Genomic DNA, 21,971 nt, shown 5'->3' on the forward strand with positions numbered 1-21,971 from the left:
TACAGGTCAAATCCGATTTCAAAAGTCTGGCCGTGATTACGTTAAGTTTCGGTTCAACGCCGCCATCAGTGCTTCCGGATCGAGTAATCCGACGGTGTGTTGACGCCACGGAAAAATGCCGTTGGCGCAATGGCGTCCACCCTGAACGAACAGGCTGGGTGGTTTGCGCAAATCGGCATTGTGAAACCGGTGAACGCCATAAACTTCGTCCACCGGGAACGCCGCGCGTTGCCCGCGCCATTCGGCGACCATCAATCGCTCCTGCCGCTGGCCGTGGATCAAGGCTCTGGGAGCTGTTTCCAATCCAAGCAAACGATTCAGCGCGGCGCAGATCAGCAGTTCGCCGCGAATGTTGACGATGCCGAGCAACACCGTGTGGCGACAATGTGGAATGGTGTGCAGCGGCCGGCGCTCGGCAACTTCCTGAAAAATTTCCGTGGGTAACGCAAGCCATTCCCCCAGCAACCGGAAAATCACGACGCTGGTTTTGGCCGGAGTGGCGACACGTTTTTCCGGCGCAAAATGCAAGCTCCATTCGCGCCGGTAATCGGATGGAATGGGGCGATTGAGAAATTGCGATGCCGCTCGCGCATACGTCGGGCAGTGATGGCAGTGGCCATGTTGCGCGAGTTTCGAGCAGGAATGATCGCCATACACGCCGATGCGATTCCAACAATCGTCCACCGGCGCGGGCAGGTTGCCGGTTTGGGTGACCGATAGTTTGAAGGACGGCCCGGCAATGGTCCGCTCGATCCGCTGGAGGTGTTTCCCCACGGGTTCGGGTTCAACGTGAACCACTTCGGCTTCGACCCGGACGAAATGTTGGGTGCCGGGTTCATCGGGCAAATGGGTTTCCGTTCCGGTATTGCGTGTGAGTTTGGGCGGCGGTGGCGGAGTGGCAGGATTGACGACGGCATCCGCGGTTGTGACCAAATTGGTTGGAAGCGGATCCTCAGCGGGCGGCGGTTCAGCCGCCCAAGCCTCCGCTTCGGCGCGCGTCAAATGTTGCGTGCCCGGCTTGTCGGGTTTCGCGGGCGCGGCAGGATCGGGCTTGGCGCGTTTCACTTAAACCTCAAGGGCTGGACTTGTTTCCGATTTCCAGTTCACGCTGCCGGGCAACCCGGGCCAGGCGCCGTCGGAAAAGTTTGGCGCGGGCCGCGTGGCCTTGTTGTTCCCACCAAACCGCCGAACGTTCGAGTGATTCGTAGTGCGTCGGATCGAGATAAAGGGCCTTGCGATAAAAATCAATCGCCGGTTGATCGTTCCGCACTTCGTGAATCAAACCGATCAGGTAGTAACTTTCCGCGCAATCCGGGTGTTGCCGCAGATGACTCCAGCATAAGGCCACCGCTTCTTCGTGCCGCCCGCTGGCCGCCAGTTCGTGCGCGTGACTGAGCAGCGCCGCGTCGCGACCGGTTGATCCTGCCGCGCCTGCAGCCAACGTGATCGGTCGCACCAACGGAATGAGTTGGCCCGATCGGTCCGGGATTGGGTCGGGCTGAATGGTTTTGGAACGTGAACGGCGCGGCGAGCGGTGCGAAAGGAATTTTCCCTTGTGACACGCAAAAGCCAGCGGCCAGCCAGCGTGGATGAAGCCGCATTTGGCGGCGATGGGCGGTTCCGCGGGGCCGACAAAAAGCGTTCCGTCCGGGGCGAGCGAACGGTGCAATTTGGCCAGGGCGGAAACCTGGGTGGCGCGATCAAAATAGATCAGCAGATTGCGGCAGAAGATGAAATCGTAGGGCGGCACCGCCACCAGAAAGTCGGCATCCAGAATGTTGGCACGTTGGAAGGAAACCTGGCGGCGCAGCGTTGCGTTCAGCGCAAAGCCGCCTTTCACCGGGCGGAAGTGGCGCTCGCGAAATTCGAGGTTCGTGCCACGAAAAGAATTTTTGCCGTAAACGCCGCGCGCCGCGCGGGTCAACGCGTTTTGCGAAATATCCATCGCGTCAATTTGAAACGCGGTGGCCGCCACTCCGGCATCCACCAGGGTCATGGCCACCGAAAACGGTTCTTCGCCACTGGAGCAGGGGACGCTGAGGATGCGCAGCGTCTGTTTCGGATGCCGGGGCCGCCACTGTTCCGTTACGATTTTGGCAAAGGCGTCGAACGGCGCGCGATCACGGAAGAACCAGGTCTCGGTGACGACGATGGCTTCAATCAGGTCGTCGAGTTCTGCGGGCGATTCGTGCAATTTCTGTTCGTAATCGGCGATGGATTTGAGTCCGTGCCGCTCCATGCGTTGCTGGATGGTCTGCCGGATGCGCCCGGAGCCGATGGCGGCGGCTTCCAAACCGATGCGGCGGCGCAACAAGGTTTCAATCCGTAACATGCGTGGACTCCAATAAGGGGTTTGGATTTGGCGCGTAATTTTCCTGCTGCAACAGCCGCTCCAAATCGAGGAGATAAATGACGCCTTCCGCGTCTTTCAAGAAACTGTCGGCCAGCGGTTTTCCCACCACCGGGATCTCGGTTTTCACCAAATCCTCGGGTTGGCAGCGCAGCGTTTCCGTGGCGCGCTCGACGATGAGGCCCAGCCGCCGTTCGGGCGCGGCTGCGGTTTGGTGCTGGATGATGATGATGCGCGTGCTGAAATGTTCGGCGGCCGGTCGCCCGAGGAGCAGCGCGCATAAATCCACCGCCGCCACCGGTTGGCCGCGATAGACGAACACCCCGGCCAGTCCCGGCGGCGCTTGCGGAATTTTTTTCAATTCCAGCAACGGCACAATCTCCAGCACGCGCCGGGCTTCCAGGGCGAATCGCTCGTTTCCAAGTTGGAACAACACAAACAACATGGCGTCATTTCACCTCGAGCTGGAAGCGCGCCACGCTGGATTGAAGACTGCGGGCGGCTTCGTTCAACTGTTCGATGGCCAGATTGGACTGGCGCAGCGAGTCGGCGGTTTGATGCGCGGCTTCGCTGAGCTGGGTCAAAGTTTCGCTGATCTGCTGCGCGCCGGTGGACTGGGCGTGCATGCCTTCGCTCACGGTGGTGAAGCGCGGGGTCAACAATTGCACCTGGCTGATGATTTGCGCCAGTTGCTTGCTGACCTGGTTGATTTCATCCACGCCTTGCCGGACTTCTTCGGAAAATTTATCCATGCCCATCACGCCCGCCGTCACCGCCGATTGCATTTCCTTGACCATCTTCTCGATGTCGTAAGTGGCGACCGCCGTTTGGTCGGCCAGGCGGCGGATTTCCATGGCCACGACCGCAAAGCCCAGTCCGTATTCGCCGGCTTTTTCCGCTTCGATCGCGGCGTTGAGCGAGAGCAGATTGGTTTGATCCGCCACCTTGGTGATGGTGGTGACGACGGCATTGATGTTCCCCGCTTTTTCGTTCAACGCCGCCAGCCGGCTCCCGATGGTTGCCGAAGCGGCCATGAGCTGGCGCATGGTGTTTTCCATGCGGGTGATGCCGTTTTGACCGCTGCCCGCCAGGTTTCCGGTTTCATGCGCCACGTCCACGACTTCCTGCATGGTGAGGTCGAGTTCGCGCGAGGTGGCGGAAATTTGCTTGGAAGTCGCGCCGATTTCGGCAGTCGTGGCGGCGATTTCCGTCGTCGTGGTTTGTTGTTCGCGCGAGGTGGCGGCAATCTGCGTCGCGGTAATGTTCACCTGCACGCCGGAGCGTTGCACTTGTCCGACCAGAATGGAAAGGTCATCCGCCAGCCGGTTCAAACCCTCGCCCAATACGCCAAACTCGTCCTTGCGGTTCAACACCACGCGCTTGGTGAAGTCGCCGTTGCGCATCCGCTCCATGACGTCCACCAACTGCTTCAGGGGAATGGTGATGGCTGAGGAAAGCACAAAGCGGAACACCAGAAAAACCAGACCCAGCATGGCCGCCAACCCCAGCACCACGAACAACCCGGTCCGGCTGGCCTGCAGGTCCGCCTCGTGCCGCACTTGCTCGAATGCCATTTTAACTTTGTCCACCACGTCTTTCCGTTGCTGAATGACGGCGGGATTGGATTTCAGGAAGAAATCGCGCGCCTCCAGCGGGTCCTTTTCCAATCGCTCGATCACTCCTTTAACGTGTAGTTCGAGCGTCAAGGTTACAAAGCCGTCCAGCGCGTCCAGGGCGTCCTGGACACTTTTATGGGAATGAAGTTGGCGCAATTCCAGCACGCAACTTCGGAGGTCTTCCATTCCCGCTTTGATATTCGCGTATTCCGCTTCCGCGATTCGGGGTTTGCGGAATTCAAGCACCGTGGCCCGCAGGGCGTCGCTGATCACGACCAGGTCATAGCCGATGCGGGTTTCCGCCACGTGCAACTGCTCGCTGCTGTGCAGACTGCGTTCGCGGCTGTGCTGGCTGAAAAAGGCCAGTCCCACGGCGATCAGGATGATCGTGATGAAGATCACGAGCATCGTGTAAAGGCGTTTCCAAATTGACAGATTCATGAGCGCAGATGGCTGGGACGCATAATCACGCTCCCAAGCTGGAAAAACAAGAAGGTTTGTTTATCTCCCGCCATCGGGTAAGCTGGCAGAGCCAATAAAACCATGAAGGCATTACCAATAATTCTGGCTTCTCAATCACCACGCCGCCGGGAATTGCTCCACCTGCTCGACCTGCCGTTTCAAGTCGTGCCCAGCGCGGCCAAAGAAGTTCACGACAAACAACTGACCGCCTGGGAAATGGCGCAAGTAAACGCCTACCGCAAAGCGCGCGCGGTCGCCCGACGTTTTCCCGACGCGCTGGTCATCGGCGCGGATACCATGGTTTATCTGGATCGGGACACCCGCCTGTTCGGCAAGCCGACCAGCCATCGCGACGCGGCGGACATGCTGAAAGCGCTTTCCGGTCGCGTCCATGCCGTCATCACTGGCGTGTGCCTGCTGCACCTGCGCGAGCGGCACCGTCGGGTGTTCACCGATTGGACGGACGTGCAATTTCATCCGTTGACCGCTGCGCAGATTCGCGCTTATCTGCGGTTGATTGATCCGTTGGACAAGGCCGGCGCTTATGCGATTCAGGAGCATGGCGACCGCATTATTGCGGCGCTCTTTGGCTCCTACAGCAATGTGGTGGGGCTGCCCTTGGAACGCTTGCGCGAGGAACTCAAGGCGTTCGGATTTTTTCAGCGGCGGATCAAGCCCTTGAAGCGGCGGAGCAAATAGTTGGTCTGCGCGGAGTTTCCGCCTAAAGGCGGGACTACGAACAACACGATACGAGCGACTCAATACGAACGATTCAAAGCGGCGGGGTAGATGAGTTGTCGTCTTTGACTTGTGGAACTCCGCCTGAAGGCGGAACTACAAGCGACGTGATACGAACGACTCAATACAAACGTTTTGGAGTGGTGGTGAGTTCAGGAGCGACCGGTTAGCGCGACCGCGCTGTGCTCGATCCAGCCGAGGTGATGGGCTTCATCGGTCACTTGCAGCCAGGCGTCTTTTTGATCCAACACCCGCAGTTCCGCGCCATCTTGCGCCGTGAACGCCGTGGCGGATTCTTCAAACGGACTGGTGCGCACGGCGGCCTGATGGCGAATCACAATGGCGATGCTTCCCGGCGCCTGGGTTGCCGCCGCCAGTTTGGCTCCGATCAACAAGGCAAGGGAAGCGACGACCCCCATCGCAATCCAGCCGCGCAACGCCGTGCGCCAGTGCGGGCGGAGCACCCGCGCGATGAGCAGCGCCAACGTGATCCAGATCGCCGCCGTCGCCAGTCCCAGCCATTCCGAGTTGGATAATGCGCCGAGTTTTTGTTGCCAGCTTGATGGAATGAAACGCGGGCCGTGAACCTGGTTGCGCGCAAATTTCAAGTTCGCGCGCACATCCGGGTCGCGCGGCGTCAGCGCTTCCGCCTGGCGGTACGCCGCGATCGCTTGACCGAGGTGACCCGCCTTGAAACGCGCGTTGCCGAGATTGAAATAAAGCGCGGCGGAGGTGGTCCCGTTTGTGAGGATTTGCTCGTAAGCGTCCGCTGCCTCGGCAAATTTGCTTTGCGCGTAAAATTGATTGGCCGCGTCAAATTGCGTGGCCGGATCCGCTGCTCGGCTGAAGGGCGTGAAGCTGAACAGAAATAGCAGCGCGAAACCGGCGGTTGCCCCAAAGCGAAGAATGTGGGGGTACGAAACATCTGTCCGCTTGAGCGGCGTCCAACCCATGCTGGTTTGACTCGGGTTACTCATGATTTCACCTCGTCCAATTCGCGCAGCACGGATTCCAGTTTGGGAATGAAAGCCGCCAGTTCCTGACTCGAACGGATCGGCGCGTAGCGCGCCAGATTGGTGGCCTGGAAAAGTTCCTGCGTCGCGGCCAGCGTGGTTTCCGTCACGCCGCGCGGACGGAGTTTCTCGTCAACAACCGCTTCCGTGATGGCTGAGGCCGGCAGATCGAGGCGCTCGCCGAGCTTCTCTTGCAACAGACGCATGAGTTCCGCGAAGAATGCCTCCGATTGGTTTTGCTCCGCCAGGACGCGCAATTTCTCCTGACCGTCCCGCAACGTGGCTTCCACCTGCCGGCGCCGACGCAGACGCGGGTTGTTCGTCAGCGCCTCAGTGCGTCTGCGCCACCACATCGCGCCAATCAACGCCAGCGCTGGCGCGAGATTCAAAGTGACGAAAGTCGGACTGAAACCCACGGAGGCCGGGCCGGACGATGTTTTTCCGAGTCGCGTTTTGATGGGCACGATGTCGAGTTGCGGCGGTGGCGTGTGATTCGCAGTCGGGTGATTGGCCACGACGGTTGGCGCGACCACCGTTCCGCCGGGACGAACGATGAGCGGCGTTCCGGGTTGGCTCAGAGTTTGGTACGTTTTCGTCTCGGGATTGAAGAAGGCAAAGGTGAATGGTGGCAATTCCTTCAGGTCGGGGTTTTCCGGCGACACGATTTGCTCGAAGGTTTTTGTGCCCTGCAGACCCAGTTGATCGGAGGTTTCGATCCGCGACGTGGGCGGGTACGTTTTGAAATCTTTCCAAGTGGTCTGCTCGGGCAGCGTAAGCGCATCCAACCCGCCATGACCGCTGATCGCCACCCGCACGGTAATCGGATCGCCCGTGGTGACATTGGTCGGGCCGGCGCTGACCGTCATGGAGAAATTTCCCACCGCCCCGGTGAAATTGGCCGGACGACCTTCCGCCGGCAACGGCTGGCATTGTAATGATTGCGCGTCGCTGGCGAGGGAAAGTTGCCGCCGTTCTTTGCTGAACATGCCGAACGGATCAAAGAGATCGCGCCGCCGGTTGTTTGACGGCAGTTCAATTACCATCGCGGCGGTGATGGGACCGACCGTGAGCGGCCCGGTTTTGATGGGTGTCAAACTCACCGCAATCGGCACCACGGTGTAGGCCGCGTTGCCGACTTGCATCCGCCGCCGCGGCAGTTCCGCCATTTTGCCGACGGTCAGGCCTTCCGCCGGCGTGGCGGTAAATTGAAATTGCCCCGCGTTCACGCCATCGCGCAGGTAGAGCTGAAACTCGCCGGTGATGATTTCGCCGAGGTAAACATTGGTCTTGGGCAGTTGCAATTGCAGAAAGGCGGGTTGCGATCCGTGGGCCACCGCCTCGGGCGAAGGTGTTCCGGCCTTGAGTACGGTGAGGTGGATGGGTTGGGTGATTAGCGTCTGTTGGCCCAGCGTCACCTTGACCGGCGGAATGACAAACTCGCCCACGCGCAACGGGGTGATGGTGTAATTGTGTGTGATCTTGGCCGTAGTCTGGCCGTTGACAAAACTGAACTGGCTCGAAGGGCCGTTGTAGGCGAACTGAAGTCCGGATACGGCGGGCGCCGGCGGCGTGCCTTCGGGTTGCGCTCCGTCAAAGGTCAGTGAGAAACCCACGCGTTCGCCGAGATAAACCGTGTCCCGATCCACACTGGCCGTAAAGGTGACGGCGGTGGCAACCATCATCGAGAGCCACCAACCCAATCCACCCGCCAGCCCGCGCGACACTGCGGTGCCGCGCTGCCGCCGGATGATTTTATTCTGCCGCGAAAACCTTTCCATTTGGGACGATCAGTCTTGTCAGATGCCGTTGGCGACGCAAGGTTCCGTTCACCGCCGCTCCACCCAACGAAGGAATGGACAATCTTCCGCCGCTTTTGTTCGGAAGAAATGGCCGGGGGCAGCGGGCCAAAACCGGACGTTGCCGACGCGGGTTGCGGTTATTCTTGGCAAGGATTTGAGCGAACGGCAAGCTGACTTCCGGCATGGCGTCAGACCTGACTCAATTTCAAGCCTTACTCGCAACCGCGGCCCCGGCACAACTTGGTCCGCAACCTCGGCCGGGCACTTTGCCCCGGGCCGAACTGGAAGCGCGCCTGACCGCGTTGCTGACGCCAGCGCCGCCGTCCGCCTCGCGCCGGCAACTGGTTCGCGCGCTGGTCCTGCTTTGGCACGACCATTTGGATGCCGCGCACACGCTGGTGCAGAGTCTTCCCGATCCGGAAGCCAGTTTCATCCACGCCATCATGCACCGGCGCGAACCTGATTATTGGAACTCCAAATACTGGTGGCGGCGGGTGGGAGCGCATCCGGTCTTTTCCGAGCTGGCGCTACGCGCGCAAGAACTCTTCGCCGCGCAACCCGGGGTCGCCGCGCTGAAAATTTCGCCGCCGTTGATCCGCAACGGGCGCTGGGTTCCGGATGCGTTCGTGGATTTGTGTGAGCGCGCCGTGAACGAAAACCTGCCGCTGGATGGTTTGCGTGAACTGCAACGGCTTGAGTTCGCGACCTTGCTGGAGTTTCTGTTGCGGTCATGAATCCGACCGGCACCATCCTCAATGCCATCATTCCGGTGTTTGGCGTGATGGCGCTGGGCATGGTCATTCGCCGGCGCAACTGGTTGACCGAAGCGGCGGACCGCAGCCTGATGCAAATTTGTGTCAACGTGCTCCTGCCCTGTCTGATCCTCGATAAATCCTTCGGTAATCCGGCCCTGTCGGAAGCGAGCAATCTCCTCCTGGCGCCCCTGCTGGGTTATTTGCTGGTGGCGTTTGGTGTCTGGCTGGCGTGGCTGCTGCGACCGCACCGCGCCTTGGCAACCGCTGCGGCCAGTCGCACCTTTGCGGTCACGGTCGGCACGCATAATTACAGCTACGTGCCGTTGCCCCTGGCGCTCCTGTTGTTTGATGGCAAAACCGTCGGCGTTCTGTTCCTGCACATCATCGGCGCGGAACTGGCCATGTGGTCGGTGGGCGTGATGGTGCTTTCCGGCGGCGCGTTGCGGGACTGGCGCAAATTGCTGAACGCGCCGCTCTTCGCCATTCTCATCGCCATCGTCAGCAACGCCGTCGGTGCGGACCGGCACGTTCCCGCCGTCCTCAGTACCGGCATCCATTGGCTGGGCGGCTGCGCCATTCCGCTGGCGCTGCTCTTGATCGGCGCGATCATGGCCGACCGCCTGCCGGAATTTGTTTCCCGCCAGGGCGGCCGCGTCATCGGCGCGGGCGCGTGGTTGCGTCTCGGTTTGCTGCCGCTGAGTTTTCTGCTCGCGGCAAAATTGATTCCCCTGACGGTGGAGCATCAGCGGGTGTTGGTGTTGGAAGCGGCGATGCCGTGCGCCGTGTTTCCGATGGTGCTTTCAAAACTGTATCCCGGCGAACCACTCGTCGCCATCCGTACCGTTCTCAGCACCGCCGTGATTTCCCTGATTACCACGCCCCTTTGGATTCGCCTGGGACTGAAATGGCTGGCGCTTTAATTGCGCCTGAACCTTCAGCGCCGACGGACCGGACCGTGGTCGGGTAAAGCCCTTTGATGCAACGCATCCAACCGGCCGAATTTGAGTTGAGCCGCCGGCAGCGTTGCTTCACTGAGAAGCGTTCTTGACGCAATCCACCAGCAGGCGTAAAACAAGACACAACAATCAATGAGCACCACCGCGAAATACGCCAAGGACATGGCTAAGGAATCGTTGAACGCTTTGGGTTCGACAATGGACGCCCAAGCCAAAATGAACGACTACCTGAATTCGGGTGATGACTTGAGCGACGATGAAATCGAGAACTATATGCGCTACAGAGTTGGCAGGAAATGATCCGACGCTCGCAGCCGAAGAAGAATGAAGCCCGATGAAGTTGAGAGACTGATTTGCGCGGCGCGAAAGCCGGACGCGAGCTTTTACGAGCGACTGGCCGTCGAGATGCAAGCGCTCAACGCCTCTAAGAAAGCCAAGAAGCTTGAATCTTGGGATGCTGACCTGATTGGCAACCTTGAGACGACTGTTAAGGAACTGACTCGGGTTGTGGAAGCAGACTGGCAAGAGAACATGACGGAGAAGCTGCCTTGCGAGTTCGAATATCAAATGATCCGCGCCGCAGATCCGGTGGATCACCTGAAGGTGTTGACCCGCCTTTACAAGGACGGTGATCCTCAAAGCATCTTTTACGGCCGCTCTATTGCGAAGCTGGAAGACAACAAGTTTGTGCTGTGGGCGTAGTGAGCCTCACTGCAACGGCGACTGACGGTTTTGGTGATGCTGTACACTAGACACAAGTCATACCTAAGCCCGATGAGGATATTCCTAGCGACTCTACTGGTCGTCTGCATGAATGGCTGTTCGACACCGACTCACCGGGGCGACTCTGCCACGCAGCCAGAACCTGTCCTGATCATTTACCACGTTAAGCCGGGTGCAGAAAAAGCACTTGAGGACGTGCTTAAGCGTGCTTGGAAAATCTACCGTAGAGAACGGTTGGTTATTGACCAACCACACGTCTGCGTGCGGGTTAACGGGGGTGCGGAGAAAGTTCGTTTTGTGGAAACGTTCTCTTGGGTCAGTCACTTCGCCACTGAACACCCCCCGGACTCCGTAAGAGAGATTTTGGAACAGATCCAGTCCTTGTGCGAAGATCGCGGAGGCAACAAGGGTGTTGAAGTGCGAAGGGCTGAAATCCTGATGCCCTGAACCGGCTGTCCCGCCCAAGTGGGAAGAGGAAAATCTAGCTCAGGACGGCTTAATACCCGTCGCTACAAACTTCAATGAAACGCGGTCATGGGTTGGGGAGCGCACCCGTCTCGCGTCGAACACCGGATGAAGCGGATTAGCCCAAGCTGGTGCGAACACCGGATGATTTGGATTGATCCAATCTGGTGCGGTTTCTGTCGGGCGAGACGCCCGCCAGCACACGCGAGACGCGTATGCTCCCCAGTTGCCGTTGCACGATCGCGACCGCGAAATACGCCAACCACGCGAAAACTGGGACGGGAACAATGGCTTTCCCGGTTGCCATTTCCTTTCGCGTGGTTCGCGGTTCATCCGGTGGTTGTCAGTCGTGGAGTCGGAGTGGCTAGGGTGACGACTCTGGCGACGACAATAGATTCGCACCTTCTGACCACAAGCTGAACTCTCGTGGTGACCAAATGCTACCCGTTGCTACGAACTTTAAGAAAACGAGGTCATGGGTTGGGGAGCGCACCCGTCTCGGGTGCAGGTTCGACGCGTCCCGCGTCGAACACCAGATGAAGCGGATTAGCTGCAAGCTGGTGTGATTCGATTGGAGTTTGGGTGGAACGGGCCACTGGCCCGTTCTGTCGGGCTACCAGCCCGGCAGTCGAACGCAAAGAGTGCGAACTCAATGGGGTGCGATCTCCGTGTACTCGGCTGGGCGGCAGGTTGCCACCCAGAACGGCCAAGTTGGCCGTTCCACCAGGACCAACTGCATCGTTCCGGCTAAGTCGGTGTGGTTTCTGTCGGGCGAGTCGCCCGCCAGCACACGCGAGGACGCGTATGCTCCCCAGTTGCCGTTGCACGAGCACCCCCGCCAAATACGCCAGCCACATGAAATCTCGGGCAGGAACGGCTTTGAGGTCAGACTGTCCGATTGACGGCAGGAGGCTGCTTGGTCAGGATGAAACGGATGGCGTTCATTATCCGTAACTCAATTGTGTCGCTGCTGATGGTCCTGTTACTCGCCAGTTGTACCACGGTGCGAAAATCTGACGTTTCGCTGAACGGGTCGGCCATGGCGTTGATGGCCGCCACGGCCGATCTGGCGGCGGCGGGCGCGTCGCGGTTACCGGCGGATTATATCTGGGCAACACTGCGGGATCGGGCTGACGATCCCCAAGTGCAAGCGGCTTTTGATCGCGCGTTGCTCCGTCCCACCCGGGCGGCCCAAGGCGCGTTGTTACGCGCACTGGAGTTCAAGTTCATTCACGATCCGGGATGTTCAGGGCTGGATATTTTGGGGCCGGAGTTGAGCGATCACTTTCGCAACTTCAACTGGCAGGAGGATGATTTTCCGGGTGGCCCGAAAGGTCCGAATGAGCAGTTTGCCGATGTCATGGTGGACGCCTTGGACCTGGTGCGTCCGGAGCGCCGGGCGAACCGTTCGCGCGCCGCGGTTGTTTTGCGGCAGGAGGTCAATGACGGCGTTTGGAATTATATCACCAACCAATGGCTGGCCGTTCCGGGACAGGAGCAGTGGAAGCTGAATCGTCACGCGCTGTCTTCGTTTGAGCGGATGCGCGAACAGGCGCGAACCGAAGGCGTGGATTTGATCATCCTTTCGTCGCATCGTTCTCCGCAGACGGCGCAAGCCAATGCGGCTCGCGCGGGCAATGCCAATGCCGTGGCCAGTTTTTCCGCGCACTCGCTCGGGCTGGCGATTGATTTCAAGATGAGTCAGGACGGGGAATTTCAAACGCGCGAAGGGTTCACCCGTCCGATGTCGGAACTGGTGCGGATGCGCCAATCGCCGGTTCATAAATGGCTGCTGCTGCGCGGCGAGGCGTTCGGATGGTATCCCTACCAAAATGAACCGTGGCACTGGGAGTATAATCCGCCCGGTTTTCGCGATTTGTACTGGGCTGGTTTTCCGGGCGGCGCCCCCGCACGCGGGATCATCATTGACGGGCCATAAACCAACTTCGCCCACGCCAGCGGCTCGCCAAAATAGCGATCAAGCAAGTGGTGACGCACACCATCGCTTTTGGCGCGGTTGATGATGACCTCCGTAAGCCCCGATTTTCAGCCGCGGATAACCGGTGAATATCTTTCAATAACTTCGTTTTGCGCTTACCAAATCCGGAGCGGAAAATTCAGATCGTCGCAGCGATGCGACGCTAAGTCGCTGCGGTTTCTTATTGTCTCTATTCTCGTTGGTTTACGTCATGAAAGTTTTGCTGCAACACGTCCGTTCCCAGCTTTATCTACGGAGCTTGGGGTATTGGACCGTGAATCCCGAGTTGGCGCGGGATTTTCAGCAGCGGTGGGAAGCGCTTCGGTTCGCGAGCGAACACGTCATCACCGGGGTGCAATTGGTTGTGGACAATGTGGCGGCTGAGGAATTGGAGAGCGGTTTGTTGTTGTCCGCAAACGGCGCCGCAGTTGGCGCGGACGATTGAACCTCAACTGCCGCCCGCCCATTCGGGCTGGTGTTTCAGGTGGTAAAGCATTTCGCCCGCCTTGGGCACAAAGAGAATTCCTTCCGCCTCCCGATTCATGAAATCCATTTCGCGGATCGTCTCTGGATTACGGTAGCCCAGATTGATGTGGCGACAGAGCGACTCGGGGATGCCCGTGGCCAGAGTGACGCGGATGCGGCAATGTTCCACGCCATTTTCCATGCGGCCGATGCCGCGCACGTGCGTGCTGTGCGCGAGGATGCCCCAGGGGTAATGTTTGAATTGCTCCCACTGATTCACAAAATAGTCGCGGCAATGATACCCAATTTGTTCAATGATCCGGCCGTGGGTGACGGAAATCTCGCGCACATGCGGTGCGTAGATGATCAGTTCCCCGCCATCGGCCACCACCGGTTCGAGTTTGTACATGCCTTTGCCCGCCACCCAAAGGTCGTCATACATCAACGGAATTTTTGACAACACGGTGTGGAACGGGCGTTCCTTGTAGGTGATGTGGGTTTGTCGGGAAAGATCGCTCGCCGCGTCCCAGGCACTTTCCGGGGAGCCGAACGTCAGACCGACAAGCGATTTATCCGGCGCAACGACGAGACAGAAGCAGGCCTTGGGCATTTTGACCAGGCCGCCGGCGCGATCCACGATCCGGCGCACCGGCGTCCATTTGTTGCCGATGATCATGGGGTTGGTAATCACGGCGCCGAGCCAGTGAAAGAAATTCAAAATGCGCGGTCCGCCCACGCCCGGAAACAGGTACTTGTTGCCGCCGGAAAAGCCCACCACCTCGTGCGGGAAAACCGGACCGACAATGATGATTTGGTCGTAGTCAAAAACGAGCTTGTTGATTTCCACCGGCACTTCGATGGCAAACCGGCCGCCGGATAGCTCGCTGACCTCGGCGGGACTGAGGCGGCCAATTTCCCGCAGCGCGTCGGGATTGTCCCATTCGTGATTAAAGAACCGCACCTTTGAGTAATCCTGGCGTCGTTGCGTCAGTGTGATTTCCAAACGATCGCAAATGGCCGCTTCGCTCATGGGCGGATGCGTGCCCAGCGCAATCAGCACGTCCAGCGCCGCGGTCGTCGCGCCGATCTGCGCGTAGATGGCCTGGAACAGCAGACCCAGCGGCGCGGTGCGCGTGTGGTCAGGGACGATGAGTAAAATTTTCTTTCCCCGGGATGCGGCCACCGGCAGCGCTTGTTGCACCAGTTGCGTTACTTGTTCCGGAGACAGCCGACTGCCGGGCGCATGAAGTTGTAAAGCGGTTTCTGACACGCGGGAAAATTAGCAGAGGCGTCCGGCTAAATCCATTCCGCAAAGGAAACGGTTTGATCCTGCACCCGGCGCCGTCGGATTTGAATGGCGTTCAGATTTGCAGGCGCGTGAGGACTTCAGCCACGTTGGCTGGCCGGTGCGCCGGTTCTTTTTCCAGACAGGCGGCAACGGTTTCATCCCAGGCCAATGGGATTTTGGGTTTGCGCACGCCGGATTGAATCAAGCGTTCCGACATCGTAGGCGGAATGATTTCGTGCAGTTGCTGAAAGACGTCGCCATCGTGGAATGGTGGTTTACCGGTCAACAGTTCATAAATGGTGACGCCCAATGAATAGATGTCGTCGGAGACGGCGGGCGCGTCGCCAGTCCATTGTTGCGGACTCATATACCAATCCGTGCCGATCACGCGATGGTATCCGGGGTCGTGATCGTGAGCGCGCAGGGACCGCGCCAGCCCGAAGTCCGCGAGCTTCAAGCGTCCGCGCGAATCGAGAATGAGATTGGAAGGTTTGATGTCGCGATGCACGATACCGGCCGCGTGCGCAAAGGTGAGCGCCGCGCCCAGGTCCCGCAGCCAGGGCGAAATTTCCTCGCGGCTGAACCGCAGCCCCGGCTTGTCCACTTTCATGGACCAGAGCGACCAGCCGTCCACGTATTCCATCGCCACCGCCACGCCGTGTGCATCGCGTAAAAAGTCATAGACGCGCACGATGTTGGGATGGATCAATTGTTCGCTGCGCACCGCTTCCACGCGCAACCGCTCGATTTCCCTGGCGTCGGCCAGTAAATGCGCGGCCAGAAATTTCAGCACCACCAGCCGCTCCCACTCGCGATCGTGTGCCAGCCACACCACACTCATGCCGCCGCTGCCCAGCGCGCGTTTCAAATAGTAACGTTCAAAAACTCGTTGGCCGGCCGTGAACGGAACTGGCGGACGACCTGATGGTTGCGTCATTGCCCGACAACCTAGCAAAACCCCGTTGCGGATGGGTAGCAAAAGGAACTGGATCCCGTCGGGTTTCGTGTTGGCGACTGACTTTCCACTTTGAAGTTACACGGGCAAATCTCTAGTTTGAGCGCCGTGCAAAACGAGTGGCCCAGTGTAACCGTCATCATTCCGGCGCGTCCCGATGCCGCCGAAGTGACGGCGGTGCCGGCCGCTCAGGCTCTGGATTATCCGGCGGCGCAGTTGGAAATCATCCTGGCGCGCGGCCGACAACCTTCCGTCCAACGCAACGCCGCGTTACGCGCGGCTCGCGGCGAATTGATTTATTTTCTCGATGATGACGCGCTGGCGCGACCGGAGAATCTGCGACGGGCGGTGGAACATTTTCGCGATGCGCGGGTGCAGATTGTGGGCGGCCCCAACCTTTGTCCGCGCGAGGCGTCGTTCCTGGAACAAGTGTTTGCCTTGGTGCTGACGAATTGGCTGGCGTTTGGTCCGAGCCGGGCGCGTTACGCGCCGGTCGGCGCGGTGCGGGACACGAGCGAGAAGGAATTGATCTTGTGCAATCTGCTGGGTCGCCGGGCGACGTTGCTGCGACATGGCGGATTTAACGAAGCGCTGTATCCGAACGAAGAAAATGCGTTGCTGGACAACATCCAGAACGACGGCGGTCGGCTGATTTACGATCCGGAACTTTTCGTGTGGCGGCGTCCGCGACGCTCGTTAAAACAATTCACGCGGATGCTGTGGAATTATGGTCGCGGGCGCGCTGAACAATTCCGTTCCACGCCGACGCTGGGTTCATTGCTCAATTTCGTACCGCCGCTGTTTGTCGCGTACTTGGTGGCGGCGCTCGCGCTGGCCTGGCGCTGGCCGTGGGGGTGGCTGCCGCTGGTGGCGTACGCGCTGGTGATTGCCGCGCAGTTGTTGGTTTTGGGGCCGCGTGGCGGAATCATCCGCAGTGTGTGCGCGTTGCCCTTCCTGGTGGAAACGCATGTGGTTTATGGTCTTGGTTTCTGGCGGGGACTGTTTACCCGACTTCATCCGACCGGGGCGAAACCAAATGGTGAAGTGCAATTGCAACGCTTCAGTCAGGCGCATTAACCACGGCGTTGCCGACTCGCTTCATACAGGAAAATCGCCGCCGCACTTGCGACGTTGAGCGAATCCACCGTCGGCGCGATCGGGATGGCGACGGCGGCGTCACAGGCCGCCAGCACCGCCGGCGAAACGCCATGACCTTCCGCGCCGAACACGACACACAAGTCGGCGCGCAAATCGGTTGTGGGCAATTCCGATTGCTCCGTATGTGGATGCGCGGCGACGCAACGGATTCCGTGTTGTCGCAGTTGCGTGATGGCCTGAGCCAGATTCGCCGTTTCGATGACGGGCAATTCAAACACGGCGCCCATGGAGTTGCGCACCGCCCGCCGCAAATACGGGCTGGCGCAAGTTTCACCCACCAACAACGCTTGCGCCCCGAAGGCGACACAGTTCCGCACCAGTACGCCGATGTTTTCGGCACTGGTCAATCCATCGGCGGCCACTAGGAAACCTGATTTGGACCGACGCGCCAGCAGCTCGGGCAGGGGAGTGGGCGATGGAATTTTGGCTATGGCCATGACGCCTTGGAACAAGGTGAAGCCGACCAACGCTTCCAATGCCCGACGTTCGGTGACGCAATAGACGGAAATATCCTCGGAACGATTTTGTAAAGCCGGTGCATATTCCGCCAGCCGCGCTTCCGGCAAGAGAACGGAAATAACCGCCAACGGACTGGCCAGCAGCCGATGCACCACTTTATCGCCCTCGGCCACGAAGAGGCCATGTTCACGATGTTCGCGCGGTCGCTTTAACGTGCGGTAGGGCGCCAGGTTCGGCTGGTCCAGACTGTGGATGCGTTCCAAGTGATACATGCGCGGATCAGGCTGGGACGTTCAAGCAACCGTTTCGCGCGGACGGGATGGTGGTTGGAAAGCCGGTTGGGTCAACGCGAATGAGGATCACAAACACAGCGTCGGGCACGGCACATTTTGTTGCGCCACATGCAGGTGAACGTGATTGGCGTGCAGCGTTTCGAGCCGTCGGGCCATGACGCGTTGCGCCAGTTCGGGTTGGTTGCAATCGCGGCTGAGATGGCCGAGGTAAAGATACCGCAGATCGCCGGACATGATTTCGCCAACGCAATCCGCCGCCGCTTCGTTCGAGAGGTGCCCGTGCCGGCTGAGGATGCGCTGCTTCAAACTCCACGGACGGCGCGGGCACTCTTGCAACAGGCGCACGTCGTGATTGGATTCGAGCACGAGCGCGTTGGTTTTTTTGATGCGTTCCAGCACCAGCTTGGTGACGTGGCCGAGGTCGGTGGCGAAACCAATGCTGCTGCCGTTGGTGCGTAGCACGAAACCGACCGGATCCTGCGCGTCGTGGGGGATGGAAAAACTTTCCACGTTGATATCGCCGACTTCGAAACCGCCGCCCGCGACGAACAAACGAAAATCCAATTGCGCCCGCTGATGAGCTTGCTGGATTTCCTCCATCGTGGCGCGGTTGCAATAGACCGGGATGCGCGCTTTTTCGGCGATGGCGACCAGCCCGGCAATATGGTCGCTGTGTTCGTGCGTGATTAAAATCGCCGTGAGATTTTCCGGCACGCGCCCCAACGTGGCGAGGCGTTGTCGGATCTGGCGTCCGCTGAAACCGACGTCAATCAACAACCGCGTTTCATCGGTTTCGACGTAGGAAGCGTTGCCTTGTGAGCCACTGCCGAGGATGGTCAACTTAACCGCCACGCGAAAACGGTAAGTCTTTGGTCCGAACGCGGCAACGCATTTTTCAGAAGTGCCCATTTCCGCGCACAACCGACGCGCATACCCCCCAGTCGCCGGGCTGAAGGGCAATGGGAGTGCGGGCGAGCGCAGGCTGGCGGCAACGATTTTTCGCGCGAAGACTGTTTCGTGTCTTGAAAAAGTTTTTACTTCCTCGCAGACTGCTGGAACGGATTCTACGAAACGGGTTAATGAGTATGCAGGCAAAATTGGAATTGGAAGGTAAAGCGTATCACCTTCCCGTCGTGGTGGGCACCGAGGGCGAAAAAGCGGTGGACGTCGCGACGTTGCGGGCGGAAACGGGTTACATCACTCTGGATGAAAGCTACGGGAACACCGGTTCGTGCCAGAGCAGGATCACGTTCATTGATGGAGAAAAGGGAATTCTGCGCTATCGCGGCATTCCGATCGAGGAGCTGGCGGAGCAATCGTCCTTCATCGAAACCGCTTTTCTGATCATCTACGGTCATTTGCCCAGCCGCCGCGAGATGGAGCGATTTTCAGAACTGTTGCAGGAGAACCAGATTCTGCACGAGAACATGAAGCATCATTTCGAGGGATTCCCGCCGTCCGCGCATCCCATGGCAATTCTTTCGGCGATGATCAACGCGGTCAGTTGTTTCTACCCCGAACTGATGCACGGTCACCACGGCGATTTTGAAATCCAGGTGGCGCGACTGATTTCCCAGGTGCGCACCATCGCGGCCTTCTCCTATCGGAAATCAAAGGGCGAACCGATCATTTATCCCAAGAAAAGTTACGCGTACACGGCCAACTTTTTGCACATGCTGTTCTCGGATCCCAATGACGATTACGAGGTCAAACCCGAGGTGGCGCGGGCATTGGATTTGATTTTTCTGTTACATGCGGATCACGAACAGAATTGTTCCACTTCGACCGTTCGGATGGTTGCCTCCAGTCAGGCCAATCTCTACGCGAGCTGTGCGGCGGGCGTATGCGCCTTGTGGGGACCGTTGCACGGCGGCGCGAATCAGGCGGTGGTGGAGATGCTCCAACAGATTCATCAGGAGGGCGACGACGGATCCAAATTCATCGCGGCGGCCAAGGACAAGACGAGTGGCCGCAAGTTGATGGGTTTTGGCCATCGCGTGTACAAGCATTACGATCCGCGCGCCAAGATCATCAAGCGGGCCTGCGACGAAGTGCTCGATGCACTGCGGATTGACGATCCATTGCTCGCCATCGCGAAGAAACTGGAAGCCGCCGCGTTGCAGGACGGATACTTCATCGAACGTAAACTGTATCCGAACGTGGACTTTTACAGCGGCATCATCATGCGCGCCCTGGGGATTCCCGTGGAAATGTTCACCGTGATTTTTGCCATCGGTCGCATGCCGGGTTGGATTGCCAACTACAAGGAAATCACCGATGACCCGAAAAGTCGGATTTGCCGTCCGCGCCAGGTTTACGTCGGGGCCAGTCAACACCATTACGTGCCCCTGGCTCAACGCGTTTGAATTTCCAGGCCGAACTCCCGCGGGGTTGCCGGGAGTTTGAGAAAGTAACTTCGAGATGGAGTGCTGAGCAAAGGTCGGTTGTCGCGCATGAAACGCATCTTGGTCATTGATGATGATAATGATCTGCGGGGTCTGGTGGAGACCGCGCTGCGCGGGCGTGGTTACGAGGTGCTGACGGCAACGGGAGGTGAGAAGGGCATCGCCATCGCGTCGCGCGAGCTGCCGGATCTGGTTTTGTGCGACGTCAATATGGCGCCGCTGGATGGGTATGCGACGCTGTCCGCGTTGCGCCGTGAACGAACCACCGCCACCATTCCGTTCATCCTGATGACCGGGCGGGCGGATCAAGTCGGCATGCGCCAGGGCATGGAATTGGGCGCGAACGATTATCTCCCCAAACCTTTCAGCCTGGAGGATCTCTACGCGGCGGTGGAGACCCGCTTGAAAATGGCCGAGCAGATGCGGGAGCAGGCCGGCGAGGCGTTGCATGATTTGCGTCACAACATCAGCATGATGTTGCCGCACGAATTCCGCACGCCGTTGAATGGCATCGTCGGCTTTGGTGAAGTGCTCGCGGCGAATCCCGCGGAGGACATTGCCGAAATGGGGCAAACCATCGTGGATAGCGCGATGGCATTGCACCGTCTGGTGGAGACGTTCCTCGCGTACTCGCAATTGGAAATTTTGCGCGTCAACAAAAAGGAGACGGAGCTGCTGCGAAAGCAATGCTGCGCGGGCGACTTGTTGACCGAACGGGAAGCCAGCCGGCAGGCGGCGGCGGTCGAGCGCGCCGGGGATTTGGAATTATCTTTGCAACCCGTCCTCGTTGCCATTTCCGATGAGTACTGGGTGAAGTTGGTGGGCGAAATTATTCATAATGCGTTCCGCTTTTCTACCGCCGGCCAACCAGTCCACGTCAGCTTGATCACTTCCGGAGACCTCGCGGTATTACAGGTGACGGATCGGGGCCGCGGGATGAGCGCGGATCAAGTATCCCGCATCGGCGCGTTCATGCAGTTCGATCGCCACAAGCACGAGCAGCAGGGGTTGGGTTTGGGATTAACCATCGCCCGGCGGATTGCTGAACTGCACGGGGGCAGTTTGGTGGTGCAGAGCGAATTGAAGGCCGGCACCACGGTCACGGTAAAATTGCCACTTGCGACTTGAGCTTATCGCGTCGTGCGCGCGTAAAGGTCCACTAATCCTGGAAGGTTCACCAATCGTCCGTCCGGTTTGCCTGCCGCGTTGTAGCGCAGGGGAGTTTTGATTCCATTTTCCACCGCGTGCGCCACGAGCAGCGCCCCCGCAATGGCCACCACCGGCGCAAAATCAATCCGTCTGAATTGCAGCGGCAACCGGCGCAGCGGTTGCAACAACTGCCGTCCAATCTGGTCAAGATAACGCCAGAAAATGTGGCGACCGAAGAACACGTAAGTGTGAATTACGTAGAGCGCCAAAACAATTGCCAGAGGATATTTCAGCGTGAGATAGCTGCCCAGTCCGACCAGCAGCGCCTGTTCAATTCGGACCCCGGCGCTTGCCGGCGGCGGTAACAGGTGAAAGTGATTCAAGGGCCAGCTTGCCAGCCACCAAAGCGCGCTGACGACCAGCAGCGGCAGCAGCGCCTTTGACAAAAATGGCCAGTTGACGATTTTTCCAAGCTGGAGGTGCAACAGAAAACGGAAGGAGTCGGGTTCGGTCGTTGTGGTTTTCAGCGTGGAAAAAAACAAGGTCCAAATCAGAAACACCACCCACACGATGCCGAAACTGAAAACCGAATAGAGCAGCATGAGATTCGTACCGGTATCGGTGCGAAAGGGTACTGAGATCGGCCCGACATCAATTTTGCCCGTCCACCCGAGGGCGGCGCCAAAGGTTTCGTAAAGCGGCGCGCGCAAGAGCAGCAAGCCAATGAGCAGCAGGGGCAGATGCCAGCGTCGCAAGGGACGGTCTCCAGCCCGGCGGATCGTGCCCGTCAGCGTGGCGGGCCGGGTGCGGGCCACCAGATCAAAGCGGCGCGCCCGCCAGTTACACCAGAGTAACAGCCCGATCAGGTTTAGAATGAAATCGAGCAGGACCATGTAAGTTTTCGCATCTCCAGCGGGGCGGACCGTTAATCGGTCGGTTCACAC

Annotated in this window: 21 protein-coding genes; 10 read left to right on the plus strand and 11 right to left on the minus strand. The window is 59.0% G+C overall.

Annotation, left to right across the window (positions count from 1 at the left end):
• Positions 1-36: 36 nt before the first annotated feature.
• Genes M9920_12120 through M9920_12135 form a run of 4 tightly spaced genes read right to left on the minus strand, consistent with a single transcriptional unit; the run spans position 37 to position 4,407 of the window.
• The gene (locus tag M9920_12120) at positions 37-1,065 is read right to left on the minus strand and encodes a chemotaxis protein CheW (GenBank protein ID MCO5053037.1); all 1,029 of its coding nucleotides are present in this window, start codon (positions 1,063-1,065) and stop codon (positions 37-39) included.
• A 7-nt stretch (positions 1,066-1,072) separates the two neighbouring features.
• The gene (locus tag M9920_12125) at positions 1,073-2,332 is read right to left on the minus strand and encodes a chemotaxis protein CheR (protein MCO5053038.1); all 1,260 of its coding nucleotides are present in this window, start codon (positions 2,330-2,332) and stop codon (positions 1,073-1,075) included.
• Positions 2,319-2,795 carry a chemotaxis protein CheW gene (locus tag M9920_12130; GenBank protein ID MCO5053039.1) on the minus strand — a complete coding sequence of 159 codons (477 nt, stop codon included), beginning with the start codon at positions 2,793-2,795 and terminating at the stop codon, positions 2,319-2,321. The genes M9920_12125 and M9920_12130 overlap by 14 nt, the downstream gene beginning before the upstream one ends.
• Before the next feature lie 4 nt (positions 2,796-2,799).
• Positions 2,800-4,407, minus strand: a complete 1,608-nt coding sequence (locus M9920_12135; protein ID MCO5053040.1) for a methyl-accepting chemotaxis protein — start codon at positions 4,405-4,407, stop codon at positions 2,800-2,802.
• A gap of 102 nt (positions 4,408-4,509) precedes the next feature.
• Here M9920_12135 and M9920_12140 point away from each other — a divergent pair, with 102 nt between their 5' ends.
• Positions 4,510-5,127, plus strand: coding sequence for a Maf family protein (locus M9920_12140; protein MCO5053041.1), 618 nt, complete (start codon positions 4,510-4,512; stop codon positions 5,125-5,127).
• Between the two features lie 191 nt (positions 5,128-5,318).
• On the opposite strand, the gene M9920_12145 is transcribed toward M9920_12140, so the two are convergent.
• Complete coding sequence (locus M9920_12145; GenBank protein MCO5053042.1) at positions 5,319-6,143, minus strand: tetratricopeptide repeat protein; 825 nt, start codon at positions 6,141-6,143, stop codon at positions 5,319-5,321.
• The gene (locus M9920_12150) at positions 6,140-7,957 is read right to left on the minus strand and encodes a BatD family protein (protein MCO5053043.1); all 1,818 of its coding nucleotides are present in this window, start codon (positions 7,955-7,957) and stop codon (positions 6,140-6,142) included. Before M9920_12150 ends, M9920_12145 begins: the two co-directional genes overlap by 4 nt.
• Positions 7,958-8,160: 203 nt before the next feature.
• Here M9920_12150 and M9920_12155 point away from each other — a divergent pair, with 203 nt between their 5' ends.
• The 6 genes from M9920_12155 (at position 8,161) to M9920_12180 (ending at position 13,300) form a co-directional block, all read left to right on the plus strand.
• Complete coding sequence (locus M9920_12155; protein ID MCO5053044.1) at positions 8,161-8,712, plus strand: hypothetical protein; 552 nt, start codon at positions 8,161-8,163, stop codon at positions 8,710-8,712.
• On the plus strand, positions 8,709-9,653 hold the full coding sequence (locus M9920_12160; protein ID MCO5053045.1) for an AEC family transporter: 945 nt from the start codon (positions 8,709-8,711) through the stop codon (positions 9,651-9,653). The genes M9920_12155 and M9920_12160 overlap by 4 nt, the downstream gene beginning before the upstream one ends.
• Positions 9,654-9,821: 168 nt before the next feature.
• Positions 9,822-9,989, plus strand: coding sequence for a hypothetical protein (locus M9920_12165; protein MCO5053046.1), 168 nt, complete (start codon positions 9,822-9,824; stop codon positions 9,987-9,989).
• A gap of 24 nt (positions 9,990-10,013) precedes the next feature.
• On the plus strand, positions 10,014-10,391 hold the full coding sequence (locus M9920_12170) for a hypothetical protein (protein ID MCO5053047.1): 378 nt from the start codon (positions 10,014-10,016) through the stop codon (positions 10,389-10,391).
• A 1,447-nt stretch (positions 10,392-11,838) separates the two neighbouring features.
• Positions 11,839-12,816 carry a D-alanyl-D-alanine carboxypeptidase family protein gene (locus M9920_12175; protein ID MCO5053048.1) on the plus strand — a complete coding sequence of 326 codons (978 nt, stop codon included), beginning with the start codon at positions 11,839-11,841 and terminating at the stop codon, positions 12,814-12,816.
• 250 nt (positions 12,817-13,066) lie between these two features.
• On the plus strand, positions 13,067-13,300 hold the full coding sequence (locus tag M9920_12180) for a hypothetical protein (GenBank protein MCO5053049.1): 234 nt from the start codon (positions 13,067-13,069) through the stop codon (positions 13,298-13,300).
• A gap of 3 nt (positions 13,301-13,303) precedes the next feature.
• On the opposite strand, the gene M9920_12185 is transcribed toward M9920_12180, so the two are convergent.
• Positions 13,304-14,590: a lactate racemase domain-containing protein gene (locus M9920_12185; GenBank protein ID MCO5053050.1), complete on the minus strand. Its 1,287-nt coding sequence runs from the start codon at positions 14,588-14,590 to the stop codon at positions 13,304-13,306.
• 91 nt (positions 14,591-14,681) lie between these two features.
• On the minus strand, positions 14,682-15,545 hold the full coding sequence (locus M9920_12190; protein ID MCO5053051.1) for a serine/threonine protein kinase: 864 nt from the start codon (positions 15,543-15,545) through the stop codon (positions 14,682-14,684).
• Between the two features lie 126 nt (positions 15,546-15,671).
• Between M9920_12190 and M9920_12195 the strand changes: the two genes are divergently transcribed.
• Positions 15,672-16,640 (plus strand): glycosyltransferase, encoded by a 969-nt coding sequence (locus M9920_12195; protein ID MCO5053052.1) that lies wholly within the window; start codon positions 15,672-15,674, stop codon positions 16,638-16,640.
• Here the strand turns inward: M9920_12195 and M9920_12200 are convergent.
• Both M9920_12200 and M9920_12205 read right to left on the minus strand, forming a co-directional pair.
• Positions 16,637-17,452 carry an RNA methyltransferase gene (locus tag M9920_12200; GenBank protein ID MCO5053053.1) on the minus strand — a complete coding sequence of 272 codons (816 nt, stop codon included), beginning with the start codon at positions 17,450-17,452 and terminating at the stop codon, positions 16,637-16,639. The genes M9920_12195 and M9920_12200 overlap by 4 nt on opposite strands.
• Positions 17,453-17,539: 87 nt before the next feature.
• Complete coding sequence (locus M9920_12205) at positions 17,540-18,325, minus strand: MBL fold metallo-hydrolase (protein ID MCO5053054.1); 786 nt, start codon at positions 18,323-18,325, stop codon at positions 17,540-17,542.
• 227 nt (positions 18,326-18,552) lie between these two features.
• Here M9920_12205 and M9920_12210 point away from each other — a divergent pair, with 227 nt between their 5' ends.
• On the plus strand, positions 18,553-19,839 hold the full coding sequence (locus M9920_12210; protein ID MCO5053055.1) for a citrate synthase: 1,287 nt from the start codon (positions 18,553-18,555) through the stop codon (positions 19,837-19,839).
• A gap of 87 nt (positions 19,840-19,926) precedes the next feature.
• Positions 19,927-21,006 carry a hybrid sensor histidine kinase/response regulator gene (locus tag M9920_12215; GenBank protein MCO5053056.1) on the plus strand — a complete coding sequence of 360 codons (1,080 nt, stop codon included), beginning with the start codon at positions 19,927-19,929 and terminating at the stop codon, positions 21,004-21,006.
• Between the two features lie 2 nt (positions 21,007-21,008).
• Here the strand turns inward: M9920_12215 and M9920_12220 are convergent, their stop codons facing one another.
• Positions 21,009-21,920: a hypothetical protein gene (locus M9920_12220; GenBank protein ID MCO5053057.1), complete on the minus strand. Its 912-nt coding sequence runs from the start codon at positions 21,918-21,920 to the stop codon at positions 21,009-21,011.
• Positions 21,921-21,971 lie beyond the last annotated feature (51 nt).

The organism is Verrucomicrobiia bacterium (genome assembly GCA_023953615.1).
GTDB lineage: Bacteria > Verrucomicrobiota > Verrucomicrobiia > Limisphaerales > JADLHS01 > JADLHS01.

Excerpts from the sequence above, each read along its gene's own strand:
- M9920_12125 (MCO5053038.1), bottom strand. The coding sequence starts at position 2,332 with ATGTTACGGATTGAAACCTTGTTGCGCCGCCGCATCGGTTTGGAAGCC.
- M9920_12210 (MCO5053055.1), top strand. The coding sequence starts at position 18,553 with ATGAGTATGCAGGCAAAATTGGAATTGGAAGGTAAAGCGTATCACCTT.
- M9920_12220 (MCO5053057.1), bottom strand. The coding sequence starts at position 21,920 with ATGGTCCTGCTCGATTTCATTCTAAACCTGATCGGGCTGTTACTCTGG.
- M9920_12150 (MCO5053043.1), bottom strand. The coding sequence starts at position 7,957 with ATGGAAAGGTTTTCGCGGCAGAATAAAATCATCCGGCGGCAGCGCGGC.
- M9920_12130 (MCO5053039.1), bottom strand. The coding sequence starts at position 2,795 with ATGTTGTTTGTGTTGTTCCAACTTGGAAACGAGCGATTCGCCCTGGAA.
- M9920_12135 (MCO5053040.1), bottom strand. The coding sequence starts at position 4,407 with ATGAATCTGTCAATTTGGAAACGCCTTTACACGATGCTCGTGATCTTC.
- M9920_12160 (MCO5053045.1), top strand. The coding sequence starts at position 8,709 with ATGAATCCGACCGGCACCATCCTCAATGCCATCATTCCGGTGTTTGGC.
- M9920_12200 (MCO5053053.1), bottom strand. The coding sequence starts at position 17,452 with ATGTATCACTTGGAACGCATCCACAGTCTGGACCAGCCGAACCTGGCG.
- M9920_12180 (MCO5053049.1), top strand. The coding sequence starts at position 13,067 with ATGAAAGTTTTGCTGCAACACGTCCGTTCCCAGCTTTATCTACGGAGC.
- M9920_12155 (MCO5053044.1), top strand. The coding sequence starts at position 8,161 with ATGGCGTCAGACCTGACTCAATTTCAAGCCTTACTCGCAACCGCGGCC.
- M9920_12140 (MCO5053041.1), top strand. The coding sequence starts at position 4,510 with ATGAAGGCATTACCAATAATTCTGGCTTCTCAATCACCACGCCGCCGG.
- M9920_12165 (MCO5053046.1), top strand. The coding sequence starts at position 9,822 with ATGAGCACCACCGCGAAATACGCCAAGGACATGGCTAAGGAATCGTTG.
- M9920_12170 (MCO5053047.1), top strand. The coding sequence starts at position 10,014 with ATGAAGCCCGATGAAGTTGAGAGACTGATTTGCGCGGCGCGAAAGCCG.
- M9920_12190 (MCO5053051.1), bottom strand. The coding sequence starts at position 15,545 with ATGACGCAACCATCAGGTCGTCCGCCAGTTCCGTTCACGGCCGGCCAA.
- M9920_12145 (MCO5053042.1), bottom strand. The coding sequence starts at position 6,143 with ATGAGTAACCCGAGTCAAACCAGCATGGGTTGGACGCCGCTCAAGCGG.
- M9920_12215 (MCO5053056.1), top strand. The coding sequence starts at position 19,927 with ATGAAACGCATCTTGGTCATTGATGATGATAATGATCTGCGGGGTCTG.